At 69.9% G+C, this 17,647-nt stretch carries 24 protein-coding genes and 1 pseudogene; 13 read left to right on the top strand and 12 right to left on the bottom strand.

Features of this window, described 5'->3' with window-relative positions:
* Window positions 1–7: 7 nt before the first annotated feature.
* Window positions 8–1,021, top strand: coding sequence for a D-alanine--D-alanine ligase family protein (locus QSK18_RS29025; protein WP_285625648.1), 1,014 nt, complete (start codon window positions 8–10; stop codon window positions 1,019–1,021).
* Here QSK18_RS29025 and QSK18_RS29030 read toward each other — a convergent pair.
* Window positions 1,000–1,506: a MarR family winged helix-turn-helix transcriptional regulator gene (locus QSK18_RS29030; RefSeq protein ID WP_232812217.1), complete on the bottom strand. Its 507-nt coding sequence runs from the start codon at window positions 1,504–1,506 to the stop codon at window positions 1,000–1,002. The two genes, QSK18_RS29025 and QSK18_RS29030, sit on opposite strands and share 22 nt — an antisense overlap.
* Before the next feature lie 87 nt (window positions 1,507–1,593).
* On the opposite strand from QSK18_RS29030, the gene QSK18_RS29035 reads away from it, so the two are divergent.
* The 6 genes from QSK18_RS29035 (at window position 1,594) to metK (ending at window position 7,509) form a co-directional block, all read left to right on the top strand.
* A complete protein-coding gene (locus QSK18_RS29035; RefSeq protein ID WP_285625653.1) occupies window positions 1,594–2,172 on the top strand; it encodes an NADPH-dependent FMN reductase in 579 nt (192 codons plus the stop codon).
* 65 nt (window positions 2,173–2,237) lie between these two features.
* Window positions 2,238–3,200, top strand: a complete 963-nt coding sequence (rfbA, locus tag QSK18_RS29040) for a glucose-1-phosphate thymidylyltransferase RfbA (RefSeq protein WP_352396682.1) — start codon at window positions 2,238–2,240, stop codon at window positions 3,198–3,200.
* Between the two features lie 46 nt (window positions 3,201–3,246).
* A complete protein-coding gene (locus QSK18_RS29045; protein ID WP_232812215.1) occupies window positions 3,247–4,248 on the top strand; it encodes a helix-turn-helix transcriptional regulator in 1,002 nt (333 codons plus the stop codon).
* 5 nt (window positions 4,249–4,253) lie between these two features.
* Window positions 4,254–5,180 carry an NAD-dependent epimerase/dehydratase family protein gene (locus tag QSK18_RS29050; RefSeq protein WP_285625658.1) on the top strand — a complete coding sequence of 309 codons (927 nt, stop codon included), beginning with the start codon at window positions 4,254–4,256 and terminating at the stop codon, window positions 5,178–5,180.
* Window positions 5,181–5,297: 117 nt separating this feature from the next.
* Complete coding sequence (rfbB, locus tag QSK18_RS29055; RefSeq protein WP_232812213.1) at window positions 5,298–6,326, top strand: dTDP-glucose 4,6-dehydratase; 1,029 nt, start codon at window positions 5,298–5,300, stop codon at window positions 6,324–6,326.
* Entirely contained in the window at window positions 6,319–7,509 is a 1,191-nt protein-coding gene (gene metK / locus QSK18_RS29060) for a methionine adenosyltransferase (protein ID WP_285625662.1), read from the top strand. The genes rfbB and metK overlap by 8 nt, the downstream gene beginning before the upstream one ends.
* Before the next feature lie 13 nt (window positions 7,510–7,522).
* Here metK and QSK18_RS29065 read toward each other — a convergent pair whose 3' ends face one another.
* The 4 genes from QSK18_RS29065 to QSK18_RS29080 all read right to left on the bottom strand — a co-directional run bounded on the left by QSK18_RS29065 (window position 7,523) and on the right by QSK18_RS29080 (window position 9,448).
* The gene (locus QSK18_RS29065; RefSeq protein ID WP_285625665.1) at window positions 7,523–8,086 is read right to left on the bottom strand and encodes a hypothetical protein; all 564 of its coding nucleotides are present in this window, start codon (window positions 8,084–8,086) and stop codon (window positions 7,523–7,525) included.
* Complete coding sequence (locus QSK18_RS29070; protein WP_232812210.1) at window positions 8,083–8,652, bottom strand: RNA polymerase sigma factor; 570 nt, start codon at window positions 8,650–8,652, stop codon at window positions 8,083–8,085. The genes QSK18_RS29065 and QSK18_RS29070 overlap by 4 nt, the downstream gene beginning before the upstream one ends.
* 213 nt (window positions 8,653–8,865) lie before the next feature.
* Window positions 8,866–9,069 (bottom strand): cold-shock protein, encoded by a 204-nt coding sequence (locus QSK18_RS29075; RefSeq protein ID WP_232812209.1) that lies wholly within the window; start codon window positions 9,067–9,069, stop codon window positions 8,866–8,868.
* Window positions 9,070–9,283: 214 nt separating this feature from the next.
* Window positions 9,284–9,448: a hypothetical protein gene (locus QSK18_RS29080; protein WP_232812208.1), complete on the bottom strand. Its 165-nt coding sequence runs from the start codon at window positions 9,446–9,448 to the stop codon at window positions 9,284–9,286.
* A gap of 287 nt (window positions 9,449–9,735) precedes the next feature.
* Between QSK18_RS29080 and QSK18_RS29085 the strand changes: the two genes are divergently transcribed.
* The gene (locus tag QSK18_RS29085) at window positions 9,736–10,020 is read left to right on the top strand and encodes a hypothetical protein (protein WP_285625670.1); all 285 of its coding nucleotides are present in this window, start codon (window positions 9,736–9,738) and stop codon (window positions 10,018–10,020) included.
* Window positions 10,021–10,043: 23 nt separating this feature from the next.
* Here QSK18_RS29085 and QSK18_RS29090 read toward each other — a convergent pair whose 3' ends face one another.
* Window positions 10,044–10,178: a hypothetical protein gene (locus tag QSK18_RS29090; protein WP_269810442.1), complete on the bottom strand. Its 135-nt coding sequence runs from the start codon at window positions 10,176–10,178 to the stop codon at window positions 10,044–10,046.
* Window positions 10,179–10,557: 379 nt separating this feature from the next.
* On the opposite strand from QSK18_RS29090, the gene QSK18_RS29095 reads away from it, so the two are divergent.
* From QSK18_RS29095 to QSK18_RS29110, 5 genes and pseudogenes are all read left to right on the top strand, one after another.
* Complete coding sequence (locus QSK18_RS29095) at window positions 10,558–11,484, top strand: helix-turn-helix transcriptional regulator (RefSeq protein ID WP_285625674.1); 927 nt, start codon at window positions 10,558–10,560, stop codon at window positions 11,482–11,484.
* A gap of 94 nt (window positions 11,485–11,578) precedes the next feature.
* Window positions 11,579–11,750, top strand: a pseudogene (locus QSK18_RS36090) (carboxymuconolactone decarboxylase family protein); the annotation flags it as partial.
* Window positions 11,751–11,875: 125 nt separating this feature from the next.
* Entirely contained in the window at window positions 11,876–12,895 is a 1,020-nt protein-coding gene (locus QSK18_RS29100; RefSeq protein WP_285625677.1) for an aldo/keto reductase, read from the top strand.
* Between the two features lie 23 nt (window positions 12,896–12,918).
* On the top strand, window positions 12,919–13,248 hold the full coding sequence (locus QSK18_RS29105) for a rhodanese-like domain-containing protein (RefSeq protein ID WP_285625680.1): 330 nt from the start codon (window positions 12,919–12,921) through the stop codon (window positions 13,246–13,248).
* 76 nt (window positions 13,249–13,324) lie between these two features.
* Window positions 13,325–14,038, top strand: a complete 714-nt coding sequence (locus QSK18_RS29110; RefSeq protein ID WP_285625685.1) for a Mut7-C RNAse domain-containing protein — start codon at window positions 13,325–13,327, stop codon at window positions 14,036–14,038.
* A gap of 1 nt (window position 14,039) precedes the next feature.
* On the opposite strand, the gene QSK18_RS29115 is transcribed toward QSK18_RS29110, so the two are convergent.
* The 6 genes from QSK18_RS29115 to QSK18_RS29140 all read right to left on the bottom strand — a co-directional run bounded on the left by QSK18_RS29115 (window position 14,040) and on the right by QSK18_RS29140 (window position 17,621).
* Window positions 14,040–14,234, bottom strand: a complete 195-nt coding sequence (locus QSK18_RS29115) for a hypothetical protein (RefSeq protein WP_232812201.1) — start codon at window positions 14,232–14,234, stop codon at window positions 14,040–14,042.
* A gap of 53 nt (window positions 14,235–14,287) precedes the next feature.
* On the bottom strand, window positions 14,288–14,545 hold the full coding sequence (locus tag QSK18_RS29120; protein WP_232812200.1) for a DUF7660 family protein: 258 nt from the start codon (window positions 14,543–14,545) through the stop codon (window positions 14,288–14,290).
* Entirely contained in the window at window positions 14,542–15,513 is a 972-nt protein-coding gene (locus QSK18_RS29125) for a helix-turn-helix transcriptional regulator (RefSeq protein ID WP_285625689.1), read from the bottom strand. Before QSK18_RS29125 ends, QSK18_RS29120 begins: the two co-directional genes overlap by 4 nt.
* A 35-nt stretch (window positions 15,514–15,548) precedes the next feature.
* A complete protein-coding gene (locus QSK18_RS29130) occupies window positions 15,549–15,989 on the bottom strand; it encodes a nitroreductase family deazaflavin-dependent oxidoreductase (protein WP_232812198.1) in 441 nt (146 codons plus the stop codon).
* 46 nt (window positions 15,990–16,035) lie between these two features.
* The gene (locus QSK18_RS29135; RefSeq protein ID WP_232812197.1) at window positions 16,036–16,803 is read right to left on the bottom strand and encodes an alpha/beta hydrolase family protein; all 768 of its coding nucleotides are present in this window, start codon (window positions 16,801–16,803) and stop codon (window positions 16,036–16,038) included.
* Between the two features lie 65 nt (window positions 16,804–16,868).
* Entirely contained in the window at window positions 16,869–17,621 is a 753-nt protein-coding gene (locus QSK18_RS29140; RefSeq protein WP_232812196.1) for an SDR family NAD(P)-dependent oxidoreductase, read from the bottom strand.
* Window positions 17,622–17,647: the final 26 nt, after the last annotated feature.

Raw genomic sequence — 17,647 nt, forward strand, 5'->3', positions numbered from 1 at the left:
GCTACGCGTGCTGCATCTGGCCGGGTCGGCCACGGACGAGTTCACCGCCGAACTGTCCCTGCTGTACGCCCGGGACTGCCTTGAGGCCACGGCCGACCCGGCCCGCTACGAGTTCCGTGCGGCCTATGTCGATCCGGCCGGTTCCTGGCGGTTCGGCGCAGATTTCGAGCCCGAGACGTTACACGCGGCCCCGCGCACAGACTGGCCGCAGGCCCTGCAACACCTGCACGATCTGAACGTCGACGTCGTGGTGCCGCAGATGTTCTGCCTTCCGGGCATGACCACCTACCGGGCCGCGCTCGACCTGGCGGGTCTGCCCTACCTGGGCAATCGTCCGCCGGTGATGTCTCTGGGGGCCGACAAGGCGCATGCCCGGGCCGTGGTCGCGGCGGCGGGGGTCGATGTGCCGGAAGCCGAGGTCTTGCGTCGCGGTCAGCGGCCCACGCTGCCACCACCGGTCGTGGTCAAGCCCGTCGACGGTGACAACTCACTGGGAGTCAGTCTCGTGCAGGCCCCCGAGGCCTACGGAGCAGCTTTGGCGGCCGCCTTCGAGCACAGCGAAAGGGTGCTCGTGGAAGCCTATGTCGAGCTGGGCCGGGAGGTGCGCTGCGCGGTTCTGGAACGGGAGGGAGAACTGGCCGGGCTCCCCTTGGAAGAGTATGCCGTGGATCCGGTGCACCGGCCGGTGCGTCGGCATGCCGACAAGATCGGCCGCGGCGACGCGGGGGGACTGCAGCTGCTGGCCAAGAGTTCCGAAGAAGCCTGGACGGTGGATCTCTCGGACCCGGTGACCGCCCGGGTGCACGAGGCGGCCTTCCGTGCCCACACCGCCCTGGGGTGCCGCGACTACAGCCTCTTCGACTTCCGGATCGACCCGTCGGGCCGGCCCTGGTTCCTGGAGGCGGGTCTGTACTGTTCCTTCGCCCGCCAGAGCGTGGTGGTGATGATGGCCGAGGCGGCCGGGATCGCGCTGCCGGACCTCTTCGCCCAGATGATCGCTCAGCGGGTGCCGTCGGCCTGAAGCTCGCGCGCGCGGTCCGGTCCGGCCGAGCGCAGCAACGCGTCCATCGCGGCGGCGAAGAAGGCCCGGTCGGTCTCGCCCAGACCGGCCAGCAGCTGGTCGAGATGCTCGGTGACCTCCTGGTGGAAGGCCGTGGCGGCACTCAGGCCGGGCGGGGTGAGCGAGACCAGGCTGGCGCGACGGTCACCCGGGACGGGGGAGCGCAGCAGCAGACCGCGGCGTTCGGCCCGGTCGACCAGCCCGGTCACGGCGGCCTTCTCGACCCCGCAGGCGCGGGCCAGCTCGGCCATCCGGCTCGGCCGGCCGGCCAGTACGCAGAGCATCCGGGCCTGGCTGGGAGGCAGCCCGTGCCGGTCGGCCACCTGGGTGAACACCGACTGCACGAGGGTGGACAGGCGCACCAGGGCCATGACGCCGGCTCCCTCGCCGTTCCCCTGCGGATACGTCGCGGAGGTGCCCGCCGTCCCTTGCCCTGCCTCGTCCACGCCTCCTAAGGTACATGACGGCGATAGTCTGCTCCGCGTACTATCACTGCCATTGACTACATCCGGCCGAGCCTCGGAGGCCCGCACGTGACCCGCATCGGCATCATCCTGGGTAGTACCCGCCCCAACCGGAACAGCGAGAGCGTGGGCCGGTGGGTGCTGGAGCACACGGCCGGGCACGACGCCTCGTTCGAGATCATCGACCTGCGCGAGCACACGCTGCCGCTCTTCGACGAGCCGCTGCCGCCGATGGCCGGGCAGTACCAGAACCCCCACACCCGGGCCTGGGCCGAGCTGATCAGCTCCTTCGACGGCTTCGTGGTGGTCACGCCCGAGTACAACCACGCCCCGTCCGCGGTGCTGAAAAACGCCCTGGACTACCTGTACGCCGAATGGAACAACAAGGCAGTGGGTTTCGTCTCGTACGGGATGCTCGGCGGGGTGCGGGCCACCGAGCAGTTGCGCCTGGTGGCCGGTGAGCTGCAGATGGCCGACGTGCGGGCCCAAGTGGCCCTGTCGATGGTCAGCGACTTCGAGAACTTCAGCGAGTTCCGGCCCGCCGCCCGCCACGAGGGCGACCTGCAGGCCCTGCTGGGGCAGGTGGTCAGCTGGAGCCGGGCCCTGGCCCCGCTGCGCCAGGCCGGCCCGGTGGCGGCCACGGTGTGATCCGGCCGGTTCAGCCAATCCGGCGCCACCGGCGCCGGGCCGGGCAGTGGTCCTAGGAGGACGTCATGCGGGGCATCATTCTGGCCGGTGGGACCGGGACACGCCTGTACCCGATCACCCACGCCGTCAGCAAGCAGCTGATGCCGGTCTACGACAAGCCGATGATCTACTATCCCCTCTCCACCCTGATGGCGGCCGGCATCCGGGAGGTCCTGATCATCACCACCCCCGAGGACAACGAGCAGTTCCGGCGCCTGCTGGGCGACGGCAGCCGGCTCGGCATGCGGCTGGAGTACGCGGTCCAGCCCCGCCCCGAGGGCCTGGCCCAGGCGTTCGTGATCGGGGCCGAGTTCATCGGCGACCAGGCGGTGGCCCTGGTCCTGGGCGACAACATCTTCCACGGGGCCGGGCTGGGCAGCGTCCTGCGCCAGAACCTCGAGGTCAGCGGCGGGCACATCTTCGCCAGCCGGGTCGCCAATCCCCAGGCCTACGGGGTGGTGGAGTTCGACGACGGCGGACGGGTGCTCTCGATCGAGGAGAAACCCGCCCGGCCCCGGAGCAACTTCGCCGTGCCCGGCCTGTACTTCTACGACAACCGGGTGGTGTCGATCGCGGCCGGCGTCAGACCCGGTGGGCGCGGAGAACTCGAGATCACGTCGGTCAACGAGCAGTACCTGCAGGAGGGCGCCCTGACCGTGACCGTCCTGGGCCGGGGCACCGCCTGGCTGGACACGGGCACCGTCGACTCGATGATGGACGCCACCCAGTTCGTCCAGGTCGTGGAGGCCCGCCAGGGCCAGAAGATCGGGTGCATCGAGGAGGTGGCCTTCCGCAACGGCTGGATCGGCCCGGCCGAGCTCGAGCGGCTGATCGCGCCCCTGGAGAAGTCCGGCTACGGCAGCTACCTGCGACAGTTCCTGCCGGACGGGCCCGGGTCGCGACCGGCCGAGAGCCCGGTCACCGTGCTCAGGTCGTCGGAGTCCGATCGCCGGCTGTGGCCCGCCGCGCACCTGGAGAGTGCCCTGTGACGGTGAAGGGCGCCCGCGGGGCCGCACCTCGCCTACCGTTGGTCTTATGTCCGAAATAGCCACGCGCACCTTGGAGCTGCTGAGTCTGCTGCAGGCCCAGAAGGAGTGGACCGGCGACGAGCTGGCCGCCCGCCTCAAGGTCAGCACCCGCACCGTGCGCCGCGACTTCGAACGGCTGCGGGAACTCGGCTACCCGGTCGACGCCGAGAAGGGGCCGGGAGCCACCTACCGCCTGGCCCCCGGCTCCACCCTCCCGCCCCTGATCTTCGACGACGACCAGGCCATCGCGATCGCCCTGGCCCTGCAGACGGCCCCCTCGTCGGTGCAGGACATGGGGGACTCGGTCAAGCGCGCCCTGCGCACGGTCACCGAGCTGATGCCCGAGGAACTGGCCCGCCGGCTGAAGACGTTCGACGTCCAGACCATCGAGAACGCCTGGGACCTGGCGCCTCCCACGATCACCCCGGCCCTGCTGGCCTCGCTGAGCTCGGCCGCGCAGGACCGGCAGCTGGTCAAGTTCCAGTACCGGTCCCGCACCGTCGAGTCCTCGGACGACGTCCCGGTGGTGGCCGAGCCGCACAAGCTCGTGGTCTGGTCGGGACGCTGGTACCTGATCGCCTACAACCAGCGCCAGCACTCGTGGCACGCCTACCGGCTGGACCGGATCAGCGACCTGACCCAGCCCGGCTGGCGGTTCCGGCCGCACGAGTTCCCCGAGGACGACATCACCCGCTTCATCCAGCTGCAGCCCGACCGGGGCGACGCCACTGACTCCTGGCCCTGCCGCGGCACCGTGCGGATGAACTGCCCGGTGCACCTGGTGGCCAAATGGGCTCCCGGCGGGGCGAACATCGAGTTCATCGACGAGCGGACCACCCGGATCAGCATGGGGGCCTGGTCCTGGTCCGGCCTGCTGGGCCTGCTCGCCACCTTCGGCTGCGACTTCGTGGTGGAGGACCCGCCCGAACTGGCCGCGGCCGCGCGGCGCATCGCCGTACGGCTGGGCCGGGCCGGCGAATTCCCGTCCGAGACCGCCCCCGAGGGGTGAGGCCGGTGCCCAGTGGGCCGCGACGGGTTGCGGTGATCGGCGCCAACGGCTTCCTGGGCGCCCCCCTGGTCGATGCCCTGCTGGCGCAGGGGGCACGGGTGAACGCGTTCGACCGGTACTCCACGCCACCCCGTCATCGGGTGACTCCGGACGTGACCCTCTACCAGGGTGACCTTCTCGAGCCCGGCAGCCTGACGGAGGTGGTGAAGGGTGCCCACGACGTCTTCCACTTCACCACCCTCACCGGTCCCCAGGATTCCGCGCGCGACCCGATGCGCGACATCGCCACCAACGTGACCGCAGGCGTCGGCCTCTTCTCCCTGTGCGCCGAGGCGGACGTCCAACGCGTCTTCTTCGCCTCTTCCGGCGGCACCGTCTACGGCACCGCGCCGATGCCTCATACGGAAGAAAGGGCACGTAACCCGATCTCGCCCTATGGGATCGGCAAGACGTCGCTGGAGAACTACCTGCGCTTCTTCGAGGCTCAGCACGGCCTGGAGTCCGTCTCCCTGCGTATCTCCAACCCCTACGGTCCGGGGCAGAAGCCCGGAACTCAGCAGGGGATCATCCCGATCGCCCTGCGAGCGGCCCGTGACGGGCTGCCGCTGAGGCGTTTCGGCGACGGCAGCATGACCCGCGACTACATCTATGCGCCGGACCTGATCGGCATGGTGCTGCGGATCTGGGACCGGCCGAAGGCCCACACCTACAACCTGGGGGCCGGCGCCGGAACGAGACTGGGTGAGGTGCTGCAGCTCGTCCAGGAGGTCACCGGCCGCGAGCTGGAGCTCGAAGAGGTCGCGGTACCGATGAGTTTCGTTCACACCTCCGTGCTCGACGTCACCCGCTACCACGCTCACTACGGCCCGCCCCGGCTGACGCCGATGCGGGAGGGCATCGAGGCGACCTGGGAGCGCATCCGGCACGAGTGAGCGGGATACAGGGGAGGGTCAGGGGATGATCTCGTCAGGCTGAGGCCATCGGTCTGTTGCCCGAGCCGGACGACCGTCAGCATGGAGACCGGTACCTCTGGCGGAAAGGTCTGGCACATGCGCGTTCTGGTCACCGGTGGAGCAGGCTTCATCGGTTCGCACTTCGTCCGCTCGCTGGTGGGTGGGCGGTATCCGGGGTTCCCGCGGGCCCGGGTGACCGTGCTCGACAAGCTGACCTACGCAGGCAACCGGGCCAGTCTGGAGCCCCTGCTCAGTTCCGGCCGCGTGGAGCTGGTGGTGGGGGACATCCTGGACCGCGGCCTGGTCGACACCCTCATGGCGGCAACCGATCTGGTCGTGCACTTCGCGGCCGAGTCGCACGTGGACCGCTCGATCGCCGGCGCCGCCGACTTCGCCGTCACCAATGTCGTGGGCACCCAGTCGTTGCTGGACTCGGCCCTGCGGGCCGGCCCGAAGGATCTGCGCTTCGTCCATGTGTCCACCGACGAGGTCTACGGTTCGATCGAGACCGGTTCCTGGCCCGAGACCGCCGTGCTGGAGCCGAACTCGCCCTACTCGGCGAGCAAGGCCGGAAGTGATCTGATGGCGCGCGCATACGCCCGGACCCACGGTCTCGACGTGCTCGTCACCCGCTGTTCCAACAACTACGGCCCGTACCAGTTCCCGGAGAAGGTCATCCCCCTGTTCATCACCAACCTGCTCCAGGGGCGCAAGGTCCCGCTGTACGGCGACGGGCTCAACGTCCGTGACTGGCTCCACGTCGACGACCACTGCCGCGCCATAGCTCTCGTCGCCCAGAAGGGGCGTTCCGGCGAGACCTACAACATCGGGGGTGGTACCGAACTGTCGAACCGGGAGCTGACCGGCCTTCTTCTGCAGGCCTGCGACGCCGACTGGTCGCGGGTGCAGTGGGTGCCGGACCGTAAGGGGCACGACCGCCGCTACTCGGTCGACATTGCCAAGTCCACGCGGGAACTGGGATATGCACCGCAGGTGCCGTTCGGTGCGGGCCTCGCCGGGACCGTCGACTGGTACCGCGAGAACCCGCAGTGGTGGGGCGGTCTGCTCCACCCGCGTAGACCGGCCGATCCGTCCACGACCCTTGTCAGGAGCCGCAATGTCTGACCGTTTGTTCACCTCCGAGTCCGTCACCGAGGGGCACCCCGACAAGATCTGTGACCAGATCAGTGACGCGGTCCTGGATGCTCTGCTGGAGCAGGACCCCACGAGCCGGGTGGCGGTGGAGACCATGGTCACCACCGGCCTGGTGCATGTCGCGGGTGAGGTGACCACCAAGTCGTACGTGGACATCCCGTCGATCGTGCGTAAGACGATCCTGGACATCGGGTACGACTCCAGCACGAAGGGTTTCGACGGCAACTCCTGCGGCGTCGAGGTCAGCATTGGTGCGCAGTCTCCGGACATCGCCCAGGGTGTGGACACCGCGTACGAGGCGCGGGTCGAGGCGGGGGAGGACCCGCTGGACCTGCAGGGCGCGGGGGATCAGGGCCTGATGTTCGGTTACGCGAACGACGACACCCCGGAGTTGCTGCCGTTGCCGATCTGGCTGGCGCACCGGCTGGCCGAGCGGCTGACCGAGGTCCGCAAGTCCGGCGAGGTGCCGTACCTGCGCCCGGACGGTAAGACCCAGGTGACGATCGCCTATGACGGTGACAAGGCCGTGCGGCTGGACACCGTGGTGGTCAGCAGCCAGCACGCGGCCGACATCAGTCTCGAGAACTTCTTGCTGCCGGATGTGGCGAACTACGTGATCAAGCCGGTGCTGGAGCATGTCTCGATCGACACCTCCGGTTTCCGGTTGCTGGTCAACCCGACGGGGCGGTTCGAGGTCGGTGGCCCAATGGGTGACGCCGGTCTGACCGGGCGGAAGATCATCGTGGACACCTACGGTGGTTTCGCCCGCCACGGTGGCGGCGCCTTCAGTGGCAAGGACCCGAGCAAGGTCGACCGTTCCGCGGCGTACGCGATGCGCTGGGTCGCCAAGAACGTGGTCGCCGCCGGCCTGGCCAAGCGGTGCGAGGTGCAGGTCGCGTACGCGATCGGTAAGGCTCAGCCGGTCGGCCTGTACGTGGAGACGTTCGGCACCGAGACGGTGGCCACCGACAAGATCACGGCGGCGATCAAGGAGGTCTTCGACCTGCGTCCGGCCGCGATCATCCGTGATCTGGATCTGTTGAAGCCGAAGTACCACCAGACCGCGGCCTACGGTCACTTCGGCCGTGACCTGGAGGGCATGACCTGGGAGCAGACCGACCGCGTCGACGCCCTGCGCTCAGCTGTCGGCTGAACCCGGTCGTAGGTCACCTGGCCTCGACCACGGTGCACTCAGCAACGGGTCCTTGGGCAACGGCGAAGTCGACGGTGGCTCGCAGGCCGTGCTCCATCGGCGTGACGGCGGCCGAAAGCACGAAGGTGTTTCCCTCGCCCACCGCCCCGGCCGGAATGGTCACCTCGAACAGATCCGCACGCACCTCGAGCGTCAGGCCGGGGGTACGCACTTCGGTGTACCGGCCAGGACGGCAGGCGCGGTCGGTGGGCAGATAGGTGATGTCGGCCGGGATGCCCCGCTCGCGTAGCGCCGCCTCCAGAGCGTCGGCCCCCTCCAGCCGATTCACCTTCACCTTCACCTCGGCACCGTTCCCGCCGGAAACGGCGTAGGCCGGAGTCGGGCGGGCCACGACGACGGCAGAGGCAACGGCCACTGCCGCGGCCGCCGCGGCGGCTGGTAGCAGCCAGCGCCGCGGCTCGCGGCGGCGAGCGGGAAGAGCCGGATCAATGGACGTCGGTCCGCTCGCCACTGTCTTCAGTTCGGCCAGGAGTCGTTCCTCGAAGGCGTCAAGTTCTGTGCTCGGTCGCTCGTTCACGGGGTCACCTCGGGTCGCGGGAAGGGTGCGCTCTCGCGCAGCTGACGGCGGGCGCGGTGGTAGCGCACGCGGGCCGTACCGGCGCTGATCTGCAGCACGGCGGCGGCGTCGGTCACGGTGAGGCCGTCGACGGCCACCAGCTCGACCACCGACCGCAGCGGAACCGGCAGGTCAGCGATGTGGGCGAGCAACGCCCGGGCCTCCGACTCGGCGGCGACGCGCTGCACGATGCGCTCGGTGGAGTCCTCGTCCAGCCAGCGTCGTCCACCGGCCTGACGGGCCGCGGCCGCGTAGCGGGCGCCGGCCTGGCGGTGCTCGGCGACGGCGTTGCGGGCTATCCCGGTCAGCCAGGCTCGGGGTGGACCGAGCTGCGCCTGGTAGGTGGCGGCCGACCTGACCACCCGCAGGAAGATGTCCGCGGTCACGTCCGCGATGTCACCGGCGTCGTCCAGACGGCGGGCGACATAGTTGCGCACGAAGGGCAGATGCTCGCGGTAGAAGGCCTCGAGCTGCTCAGGGTGCGTGGTGGCGGCCCGTACTTCGCGCCCCTGAGTCCTGGTCGTCATGTTCCTGCTTCCCGCAGGCAGGCGACGACGTTACATCGGGTACTTCGGGCCCTCCGGCCACTGGATGCAGAAGTGCCGGACCGGCGCAGCCTTGACTCACGCGTGCGTGAGTGGATCGGTTGCGCCGGCCCGGCGAAAGCAGGCTCGGCCGACACGAGGGCTCATCACCCGTGTCGATGTCGTATCAGCGCCGGACTGCCTCGGTGCTCGGGATCAGACGGGCTGGATGTTCTCCGCCTGCGGGCCCTTCTGGCCCTGCGTGACCTCGAAGCTCACCTTCTGGCCTTCCTGGAGCTCACGGTAGCCCTGGGCCACGATGTTCGAGTAGTGGGCGAAGACGTCGGGGCCCCCACCGTCCTGCTCGATGAAGCCGAAGCCCTTCTCAGAGTTGAACCACTTGACTGTTCCGGTTGCCATAATTCCTCCGGCGAAGCTGTTGACCATCCGCCGCGCGGCGCGGAGGGTGGTGCCGACTGCCCCCGCTCGCAGACTTCCGCAACGCAAGGACAACCGACACGGCTAACGCTACACACCTGAGCGGGCTGTGTGAGACGCACGGGCACCGGGCGGGGTGCCTGAGTTGCGGGAGCGGCCGTCCGGGGGCTCTGGGACGACGCCGGGTCCGGGCGCCTCAGCCGACGCGCGCACCGATGAAGGCGGCCACGACAAGGGTGGGCAGGCTCCCCGCGACCAGGGCCGCGAGCACCACTCCGGCCACGGCCACCTCGTCCACGAGGGCGAGCCAGGACGGGCCGGCGGACGGGGGTGCGGAGGGGGCGGCCGACGTCTGGATCATGGTCGTGAGCCTAGGAGCGCCCGGTGCGGCAGCGCTGTCGTCCAACGGATGACGAGCCGGGATCAGCCTTTGGTCGCATCGCCCGGAACGAGGGGATTCCGGACCCGCTGCAACCGTTTCAGGTGCAATGCATGCAGAAGTGATGGCTGCCTCTGCTTGCCGGTCCTATGCCTGGAGACACGCCAAAAGCTGGGTTTTGCAGGGGTTTTCCCTCTCCGAACCGCGGCCCGGACCTGTTTTCCTGGATGGCACGTGTGGGGCAGGAGACACCAGGTGAGGGGTTGGGCGTGGCGCACTACCGGGTTTGGCAGATCATCAGTCTGGGCTTCCTCTGCATCGGCGTCTCCGAGCTGGTGCTGCGAGGGCTGCTGCAGGGTTCGCGGGCGGGTGTGGTGATCGGCGTGGTCAGCCTGATCGCCTCGGCCAGTGGATTCTGGGAGGGCTACGTACAGTGGCGCCGGGCCGAGCAGCGGCTGGCCGAGATCCGGCGCGCGGGCGCCGCCCAGGACCAGCAGTCGCTGCGGCACCAGCAGTACGAGCAGCAGCAGGAACAGCCGGGGCTGCGCCGCTGACCGCCCGGCCGGTGTCAGGAGCATCACCCCAGGGAGAGCTCGACGCTCCAGGCCTGCTTCACCAGGTCCGCCTGGGAGAAGGTCACCGCGCCACGGTGGCTGACCTCCACCTGGTAGAAGTCCGAGGCCGGCACGTCGGCGACGGTGAAGGGCAGCACGCACTGCACGGTCGAGCCGTAGTCGGTGCCCGAGTAGGCGTCGCCGCCGGTGCCGGTCTGCAGCGAACTGGTGGCAATGATGGTGTCGCTGCTGCAGTCGTCCCGGTGTCCCCGTCGCGCAGGGCGAAGACGGTGCCGCCGATGATGACTCTCCTCAGGTCGGCGGGGACACCAGCCACGGTCGGTCGCCCGGGTGGGGCTTGAACCTCCCGGCCCCCTCGGGGCCCGATCGGCCGTGGGCGGATCACCCTGTGTGCCGACCGCCGCCGAGGCCCCTCTACGCCTGCTCCGAGTGGCCGCCCGCCGTCCGGTCCAAAGGGGGCTTCGGAGTACTGGCAGACCCTCCCAGGCCGCGGGCTGTCGGCCTACCGTGAGCCTCATGGACCGGACCGACCACCGTCAGCAGGTACGCGACTTCCTCAGCACCCGCCGGGCCCGCCTCACCCCCGACCAGGCCGGGCTGCCCGCCTACGGTGGCAACCGCCGGGTGAAGGGTCTGCGGCGCGAAGAGGTCGCCATGCTCGCCGGGGTCTCGGTCGACTACTACGTGCGGATGGAGCGCGGCGACCTGGCCGGCGCCTCCGAGAGCGTCCTGGATTCTCTGGCCAACGCCCTGCAGTTGGACGAGGCCGAACGCGAGCACCTGCTGGCCCTGGCCCGGGCGGCGGGCCCGGCCGGTACCCGGCGGCGGCGCCCCACGCCCACGGCGGTGCGCGCACCGATCCAGCAGGTGCTCGACGCGGTCACCCAGGCTCCGGCCTGGGTGCGCAACGGCCGTCACGACATCGTGGCCATGAACCTGCTGGCCCGCGCTCTGTACTCGCCCGTGCTCACGTCACCCGAGGCGGGCGTGCGGGGCAGGCGGGCCGCGAACACCACTCGCTTCGTGTACCTCGACCCGGGCGCGCGCGACTTCTTCGTCGACTACGACCGCATCGCCCAGGACGCCGCTGCCATGCTGCGCCTGGAGGCCGGGCACAACCCGCACGACGAGGACCTCATCGCGCTGGTGGGGGAGTTGTCCACCCGCAGCGAGCTGTTCCGTCAGCAGTGGGCCGCCCACAACGTGAAATACCACCGCAGTGGCCGCAAACGCCTGAAGCACCCGGTGGTGGGGCAGCTCGACCTGGACTTCGAGGCGATGGAGATGCCCTCGGAACCGGGGCTGCGGCTGAACATCTACACCGCCGCCGCCGGCACCCCGACCGCGGACGGGCTGAAGCTGCTGGCCAGCTGGGCCGCCAGCCAGGAGCAGGAGGCCCAGGAGAGTCAGGCCGCCGGCGACACCGGCCGGGCGGCTCGCTGAGGGGAGCACTGCTGGTACCTGGAACGACGGATACTCCCACCCGGCCCGGACCCGCGCTTTCCTGAGGGCAGGCCCGAGTTGGAGGAGAAGCATGACCGAGCAGCTCGTGGGGCACCTGCGGATCGCCCAGCAGAACGGCCTGACCGAGGCCGAACTCGTAGAAGGCCATCACACACCTGGCCTTCTACGCCGGCTGGCCCCGGGCGATGTCCGCGATCGCCGTGGCCAAGCGCGTTTTCGCCGAGGACCGCAGCGCCCGGCGGTGACCATCTGGGGTGTGCGTGTGGAGCCCTCACCCACACAACCCTGCGCGTCGTGCCCAGAGGCTCACCGACGTCCTTAAATTGACTGGCCCACAAGCGATCTGAAGACACGTACGAGAGGTAACACCATGCAGAACCGAGTACTGGGACGCACCGGAGTCTCCGTAAGCCCGCTGGCTCTCGGAGCAATGATGTTCGGCCCTTGGGGCAACCCCGACGTCGAGGAGTCGGTGCGGATCATCCACCGGGCCCTGGACGCGGGCATCAACTTCGTCGACACCGCAGACGTGTACTCCGGCGGGGTCAGCGAGGAGATCGTGGGTAAGGCCCTGATCGGGCGGCGTGACGACGTGGTGCTGGCCACCAAGTTCTTCATGCCCATGGACGAGAACGACCCCAACGCCCGCGGTGCCTCCCGCCGCTGGATCATCCGGGAGGTCGAGAACTCGCTGCGGCGGCTCAACACCGACTACATCGACCTCTACCAGGTGCACCGGCCCAGCCCCGACACCGACGTGGAGGAGACCCTGGGCGCGCTGACCGACCTGGTGCGGGCGGGCAAGGTCCGCTACATCGGCTCCTCGTCCTACTCCGGCTCGCAGATCGTCGAGGCGCAGTGGGCTGCCCGCGAGCGTCGCCTGGAGCGTTTCGTCACCGAGCAGCCGCCGTACTCCCTGCTGGTGCGCGGCATCGAGGAGGACGTGCTGCCCACTGTCCAGCGCTACGGCATGGGCACGCTGACCTACTCGCCGCTGGCCGGGGGCTGGCTGTCCGGCCGCTGGCGCAAGGACGACGCCGGCCGCCCCACCTCCTCGGCCCGCCCGCAGGCCCGGTTCGACATGTCCAGCCCGGCCAACCAGCGCAAGCTCGACGTCGTCGAGGAACTGGCCCAGCTGGCCGAGTCGGCCGGCCTGTCGCTGATCGACCTGGCCATCGCCTTCGTGATCAACCACCCGGGAGTGACGTCGGCGATCATCGGCCCGCGCACCCTGGAGCAGCTGGAGTCGCAGCTGGGCGGGGCTGAGGTCACGCTCTCGGCGGACGTTCTCGACCGGATCGACCAGATCGTGGCCCCGGGTGTGACGCTCAACCCCGAAGACAACAGCTACGGCGCCGCCGAGCTCTTGCCCTCGGCCCGTCGGCGATAGCGGTTGCAGCTAGACTTAAACTCATGAGCTTCCGGCACTATCTTCATCGCCCACCCTCGGTGACCGCGGCCGAGGCCATCGAGCTGGTCGGGCAGGGGGCGCTCGTGGTCGATGTCCGCCGGGACTTCGAGTGGCGGCGGGTGCACATCCCCGGTTCGGTGCACCTGCCGCTGGAACAGCTGCCCCGGCGGATCTCCGAACTGCCCGAAGAGCGGCTCATCATCGCGTTCTGCACGGGTGGCCTGAGATCTGCGGGGGCGGCGAACCTGCTGGTGGAGAACGGGTTCGAGGCGGTGAACATGAGCCGCGGGCTGGTGGAGTGGCGGGCTGCGGGCGGTGCGCTGACCTCGTGAACGGGCTGTCGAAAAGCGGTCGAACGGATCCCGCCGGATCCCTAGGCTGACGCCCGGGACCAACGAGGAGTGAGTCATGGCGGCGGAGTCCGGCACGGTAGAGATCAGCATCCCCGACGAGCTGCGCTTCATGCTGCCGGTGCGGCAGCGGACGGGGGTAGTGAGAGTTCCGGTCGACGGGGTGAACTCGCTGCTGCACGTCATCGAATCGCTCGGGGTGTCACGCACGGAGTTCGGCCGGCTCGAGGTGAACGGGCGTGAGGTGAGCAGCGACCATCGTCCGACGCCGGGGGAGCAGGTGGTGGTGCACGCCCGCACACGGCCGCAGCCGGTGCCCGCCCATCGCTATCTGCTCGACGTGCACCTGGGCACCCTGGCCCGGCGCATGCGCACGCTCGGGCTGGACACCTCGTACAGCAACGACGCGGACGACCCGGAACTGGTCGAGCAGGCCATTGTGGAGAACCGGGTGCTGCTGACCCGGGACCGGGGACTGTTGCGGCGTAAAGCCCTGCCGGACGGGGCATTCGTGCGGGGCCAGGATCCCGATGCGCAGTTGGCGGACATCCTCGACCGGTTCCGGCCGCCGCTGGCCCCCTGGACCCGGTGCCCCTCGTGCAACGGGCTGCTGCAGGGCGTCCCGGTCGAGAAGGTCGAGCACCTCATCGAGCCGGGCACCCGGCGTTCCTACAGCGAGTTCTTCCAGTGCAACGACTGCGGCCGCCCGTACTGGCACGGCGCCCATGCGGAAGGGCTGGAGCAGATCGTGGCGTCGGTGCAGGCGGACTGATTCAGCGGCCGGGCTCTTCGGAGGCTTCCTGCGCCTTCTGGATGCCGCCGGCCGGGTCGTCGGGGTCGGTACGGACGGTTGCGGTGCCGCGGCCCTCGGCCGGGTCGAGGTCGGGCTGATGGTCGCGGTCGGCCAGCCCCGAGTCCACGGAACCTTCGATACCGGCCGGGTCGGTGCCTTCGGGTTGTTCGCTCATGGCGTCCATCTCACCGCAGGCGCCGGATTCGGCAACACTGGCCGGCCCCCACGCTATTCGTACCCGGTCGCGGCGACCAGGAGTTCGGCGAGGTGGGCCCAGGTCGGGGCGTCCGGTGACACCCGGTCCTCGGCCACCGCGGCCAGGGCCTCGAGGAACCCCTCCAGGGTGGGGTTCTCCCACTCCTGTTCTCCGCTGCCGACCAGGTCGTCGTGCATCTGCCGCACCACGCGCGCCAGGTCGGCCATCGATCGGACGGCGGAGGTCTGTTCGGGCGAAACGGCGGCGGAGCGCCCGGTTTCCGGGATCATTGACGAAGGCTACTTCCCGCGCGGGCGCAGCGGTCGGCGAGCTCAGTGAACGCCTCGGCCAGTTCGGCCGGCCCGACGACCTCGATCTCTGCGTCGTAGCGGGCGATCGCGGCGGCGAGGGCGGGCCAGGACCAGGCGCCGAGGGTGAGCCGGCAGCGGTCGGGGCCGGCTTCCTGCACGATGCCGTCGGCCATGTAGGGGGCGATGTCGGCGGTGGGCCGGTCGAGGATCACGGTGCCCTGGCAGGGCCAGTTGCCCGAGGAGTCGCCGGAGCCGCGGAAGGTGCTGAGCACGTGTCGGGCGACGTCACCGCCGGGCACCTCGCGGGGGGCGAAGCGGGGGCCGTTGGGGGTGCGCAGCGAGATCCGGTCGACGCGGAAGGTGCGCCAGTCCTTACGCTCCAGGTCCCAGGCGACCAGGTACCAGCGTCCCTTCCAGGTGATCACGTGGTGCGGCTCGGCCTGCCGAACCGTTCCAGCGGTGCCGTAGTCGAAGCGCAGCACCTCGTGGGCCCGCACGGCGGCGCTGATGGCCAACAGGGTTCGGCTGTCGAGGTGCGAGTCGGGCTGAGAGGCCGGCGGCTCGACCGCGGAAACCTCCACGGCGGCGATGCGGTTACGCAGCCGCGCGGGCATGACCTGCCGGATGGTGCTCAGCGCCCGCCCCGCAGCCTCGGCCAGGTTGTTGCTCGCGGTGGTGGCGGCGACCTGCAGGGCCAGGGTCAGGGCGACGGCCTGCTCGTCGTCGAACAGCAGGGGCGGTAGTTCGGTGCCGGCGCTGAGCCGGTAGCCGCCGTCGGGGCCCTTGACCGCTTCGATCGGGTAGCCGAGCTCACGCAGTCGGTCGACGTCCCGCCGCACCGTGCGCAGGCTGATGTCGAGACGGTCGGCCAGCAGCATGCCGGGCCAGTCGCGGCGGGCCTGGAGCAGCGACAGAAGGGCCAGCAGGCGGGCGGAGGTCTTCGGCACGCCACCATTCTGCCCCCGGTAGGTGCCACATCCTGTCACCTACCGGGGTGAACCTCGGGTTCCAGCACGAACACCGGGATCGGCCGGGCGGTGTGGGCCTGGTACTCGGCGTAGCGGGGCAGCACGGCCACGGCCCGCTGCCACCACTGGGCCTTCTCTTCGCCCGCCAGCTCCCGGGCCAGGTAGGTGCCGGTCCGGGTGCCGTCCTGCAGGTGCACCACCGGGTTGGCCCTGATGTTGAAGTACCAGGCCGGGTTGCGGTCCAGTCCGTCGTTCGAGGCCACCACCGCGTACCGGCCCTCGTGCTCGACCCGGATCACGATCTGGTAGCGCAGCTTGCCGGTCCGGGCGCCGCGCACGGTGAGCAGCACGGAAGGGGCCGGCCCGCTCAGCCCGGCGGTGGTGCCGGTGGCCAGGACCTGTTCGGTCTGCTCACGCACCCAGGGATCGGGGCTGAATTCGACGGGTTCGCTCATGACCCGGACCAGCGCCCGACCGAACCGGAATAGTCCCCCGAGGAGGTCAGGCCGGTGCCTTGCCCAGGTACGGGTCGGCCCAGGCGCTGATGATGCGGGCGGCGCGGTCGGCCTGACCCTGACCGGTCAGGAAGTGGTTGGAGCCTTCCAGGGAGACGAAACTGCGCGGATGACGGGCGATCCGGAAGATCTCGCTGGCGTTCTCGATCCCCACGGTGTTGTCGGTGGGGGAGTGCATGACCAGCAGCGGCATCCGCAGCTCGCTGATCCGGTCGCGCAGGTCGGCGCCGCGTACGTCCTCCACGAAGGAGCGCTTGAGGGTCAGCGCCTTGCCTCCGATGAACCACTCGGCCGAGCCCTCGGCCAGTACCCGCTCGACCACCGCGTCGTAGTGGCGCTCCACCCGGCTCGGATCCACCGGCGCACCGACCGTGGCCACCGCCTGTACCCCCGGCACCTCGCGCGCCGCCGCGATGACTGTCGCGCCACCCCAGGAATGACCGACCAGGAGTTCGACCGGCGTACCCCGCTCGGCCATGAACTTCGCAGCCTGGACGGTGTCGGCGATCTTGACCGTGAAGGACCCGTCGCCCCAGTCGCCCTCGGAGTCGCCCAGCCCGAGGTTGTCGTAGCGCAGCATGCCGATTCCCTCGCGGGCGAGGCGGCGGCAGATGCGGGCTGCGGCGGGGGAGTCCTTGCCCAGGGTGAACCCGTGGGCGAACACGCCCCACCCCCGCGCCGGTGTCTCGGGGATCTCGAGGACGCCCGCCAGGAGGGGGCCCACCGAACTGGGGAAGGTCACTTTCTCGATCACAGTGGCCTGGTTTACCACCCCCGCACGGCAAAGAACGACTTCCCCGGAACAACCCGCCGAAGCCCCTACCCCTGGGAGAGGGCGTGGGCGATCGACTTGACGCCCCCGTGCGCGCTCATCCCGCCGTCGACCGGGATCTCGGCCCCCGTCACGAATCCAGAATGTGGGCCCAACAGAAAATTGATGACGTCGGCCACGTCGTCGGCGGTCCCCACCCGTCCCAGCGGGGTCTCGTTGAGGTTGGCCGCGCGGAATCCGGGGGAGGCGGACTCGGTCATCGGGGTCTCGATGTAGCCGGGGTGGACGATGTTGACCCGGATCCGTCGTGGCCCCAGTTCCAGCGCCGCGGTCTTGACCAGGCCCCGCAGCGCCCACTTGCTGGTGGTGTAGGCCAGCGGCACGTGAGCCGTGAGGGCGGCGACCGAGCCCACCACCACGATCGACGCCCCGGCCGGCATCAACGGGGCCAGGGACTGTACGGCCAGCAGGGTTCCCCCGACGTTGACCGCATGCACGGCGGTCAGGTCGCCCGGATGGACCGTGCCCAGCCGCGAACGCCGGGTGATCCCGGCGTTCGCGACCAGACCGTGCACGGTGCCGGGCGAGGCCTGCAGCCGGGCGGCGAGGTTCTTCCAGGCCGTCTCGTCGGTGACGTCCAGCCGCTTGTACTGGGCGCCGCCCAGATCTTCCGCGGGGCGGGCGGTCAGGTCCAGCGCGAGCACCCGGGCTCCTTCGGCAGCGAGCTTCCGGGCGACTCCGGCGCCGATGCCGCGGGCGCCCCCGGTGACCACGATCGTCCTTTGTTGGTCCTGACTCATCCCATTCCCTCGCTTTGGCAATGAAC

Source organism: Kineosporia sp. NBRC 101677, assembly GCF_030269265.1.
Lineage (GTDB): Bacteria > Actinomycetota > Actinomycetes > Actinomycetales > Kineosporiaceae > Kineosporia > Kineosporia rhizophila.

What these genes read in the sequence shown, in the direction of transcription:
- rfbA (WP_352396682.1), top strand. Translation starts at nt 2,238, where the DNA reads ATGCGGGGCATCATTCTGGCCGGTGGGACCGGGACACGCCTGTACCCG.
- QSK18_RS29045 (WP_232812215.1), top strand. Translation starts at nt 3,247, where the DNA reads ATGTCCGAAATAGCCACGCGCACCTTGGAGCTGCTGAGTCTGCTGCAG.
- rfbB (WP_232812213.1), top strand. Translation starts at nt 5,298, where the DNA reads ATGCGCGTTCTGGTCACCGGTGGAGCAGGCTTCATCGGTTCGCACTTC.
- metK (WP_285625662.1), top strand. Translation starts at nt 6,319, where the DNA reads ATGTCTGACCGTTTGTTCACCTCCGAGTCCGTCACCGAGGGGCACCCC.
- QSK18_RS29070 (WP_232812210.1), bottom strand. Translation starts at nt 8,652, where the DNA reads ATGACGACCAGGACTCAGGGGCGCGAAGTACGGGCCGCCACCACGCAC.
- QSK18_RS29075 (WP_232812209.1), bottom strand. Translation starts at nt 9,069, where the DNA reads ATGGCAACCGGAACAGTCAAGTGGTTCAACTCTGAGAAGGGCTTCGGC.
- QSK18_RS29080 (WP_232812208.1), bottom strand. Translation starts at nt 9,448, where the DNA reads ATGATCCAGACGTCGGCCGCCCCCTCCGCACCCCCGTCCGCCGGCCCG.
- QSK18_RS29095 (WP_285625674.1), top strand. Translation starts at nt 10,558, where the DNA reads ATGGACCGGACCGACCACCGTCAGCAGGTACGCGACTTCCTCAGCACC.
- QSK18_RS29100 (WP_285625677.1), top strand. Translation starts at nt 11,876, where the DNA reads ATGCAGAACCGAGTACTGGGACGCACCGGAGTCTCCGTAAGCCCGCTG.
- QSK18_RS29105 (WP_285625680.1), top strand. Translation starts at nt 12,919, where the DNA reads ATGAGCTTCCGGCACTATCTTCATCGCCCACCCTCGGTGACCGCGGCC.
- QSK18_RS29110 (WP_285625685.1), top strand. Translation starts at nt 13,325, where the DNA reads ATGGCGGCGGAGTCCGGCACGGTAGAGATCAGCATCCCCGACGAGCTG.
- QSK18_RS29115 (WP_232812201.1), bottom strand. Translation starts at nt 14,234, where the DNA reads ATGAGCGAACAACCCGAAGGCACCGACCCGGCCGGTATCGAAGGTTCC.
- QSK18_RS29120 (WP_232812200.1), bottom strand. Translation starts at nt 14,545, where the DNA reads ATGATCCCGGAAACCGGGCGCTCCGCCGCCGTTTCGCCCGAACAGACC.
- QSK18_RS29130 (WP_232812198.1), bottom strand. Translation starts at nt 15,989, where the DNA reads ATGAGCGAACCCGTCGAATTCAGCCCCGATCCCTGGGTGCGTGAGCAG.
- QSK18_RS29140 (WP_232812196.1), bottom strand. Translation starts at nt 17,621, where the DNA reads ATGAGTCAGGACCAACAAAGGACGATCGTGGTCACCGGGGGCGCCCGC.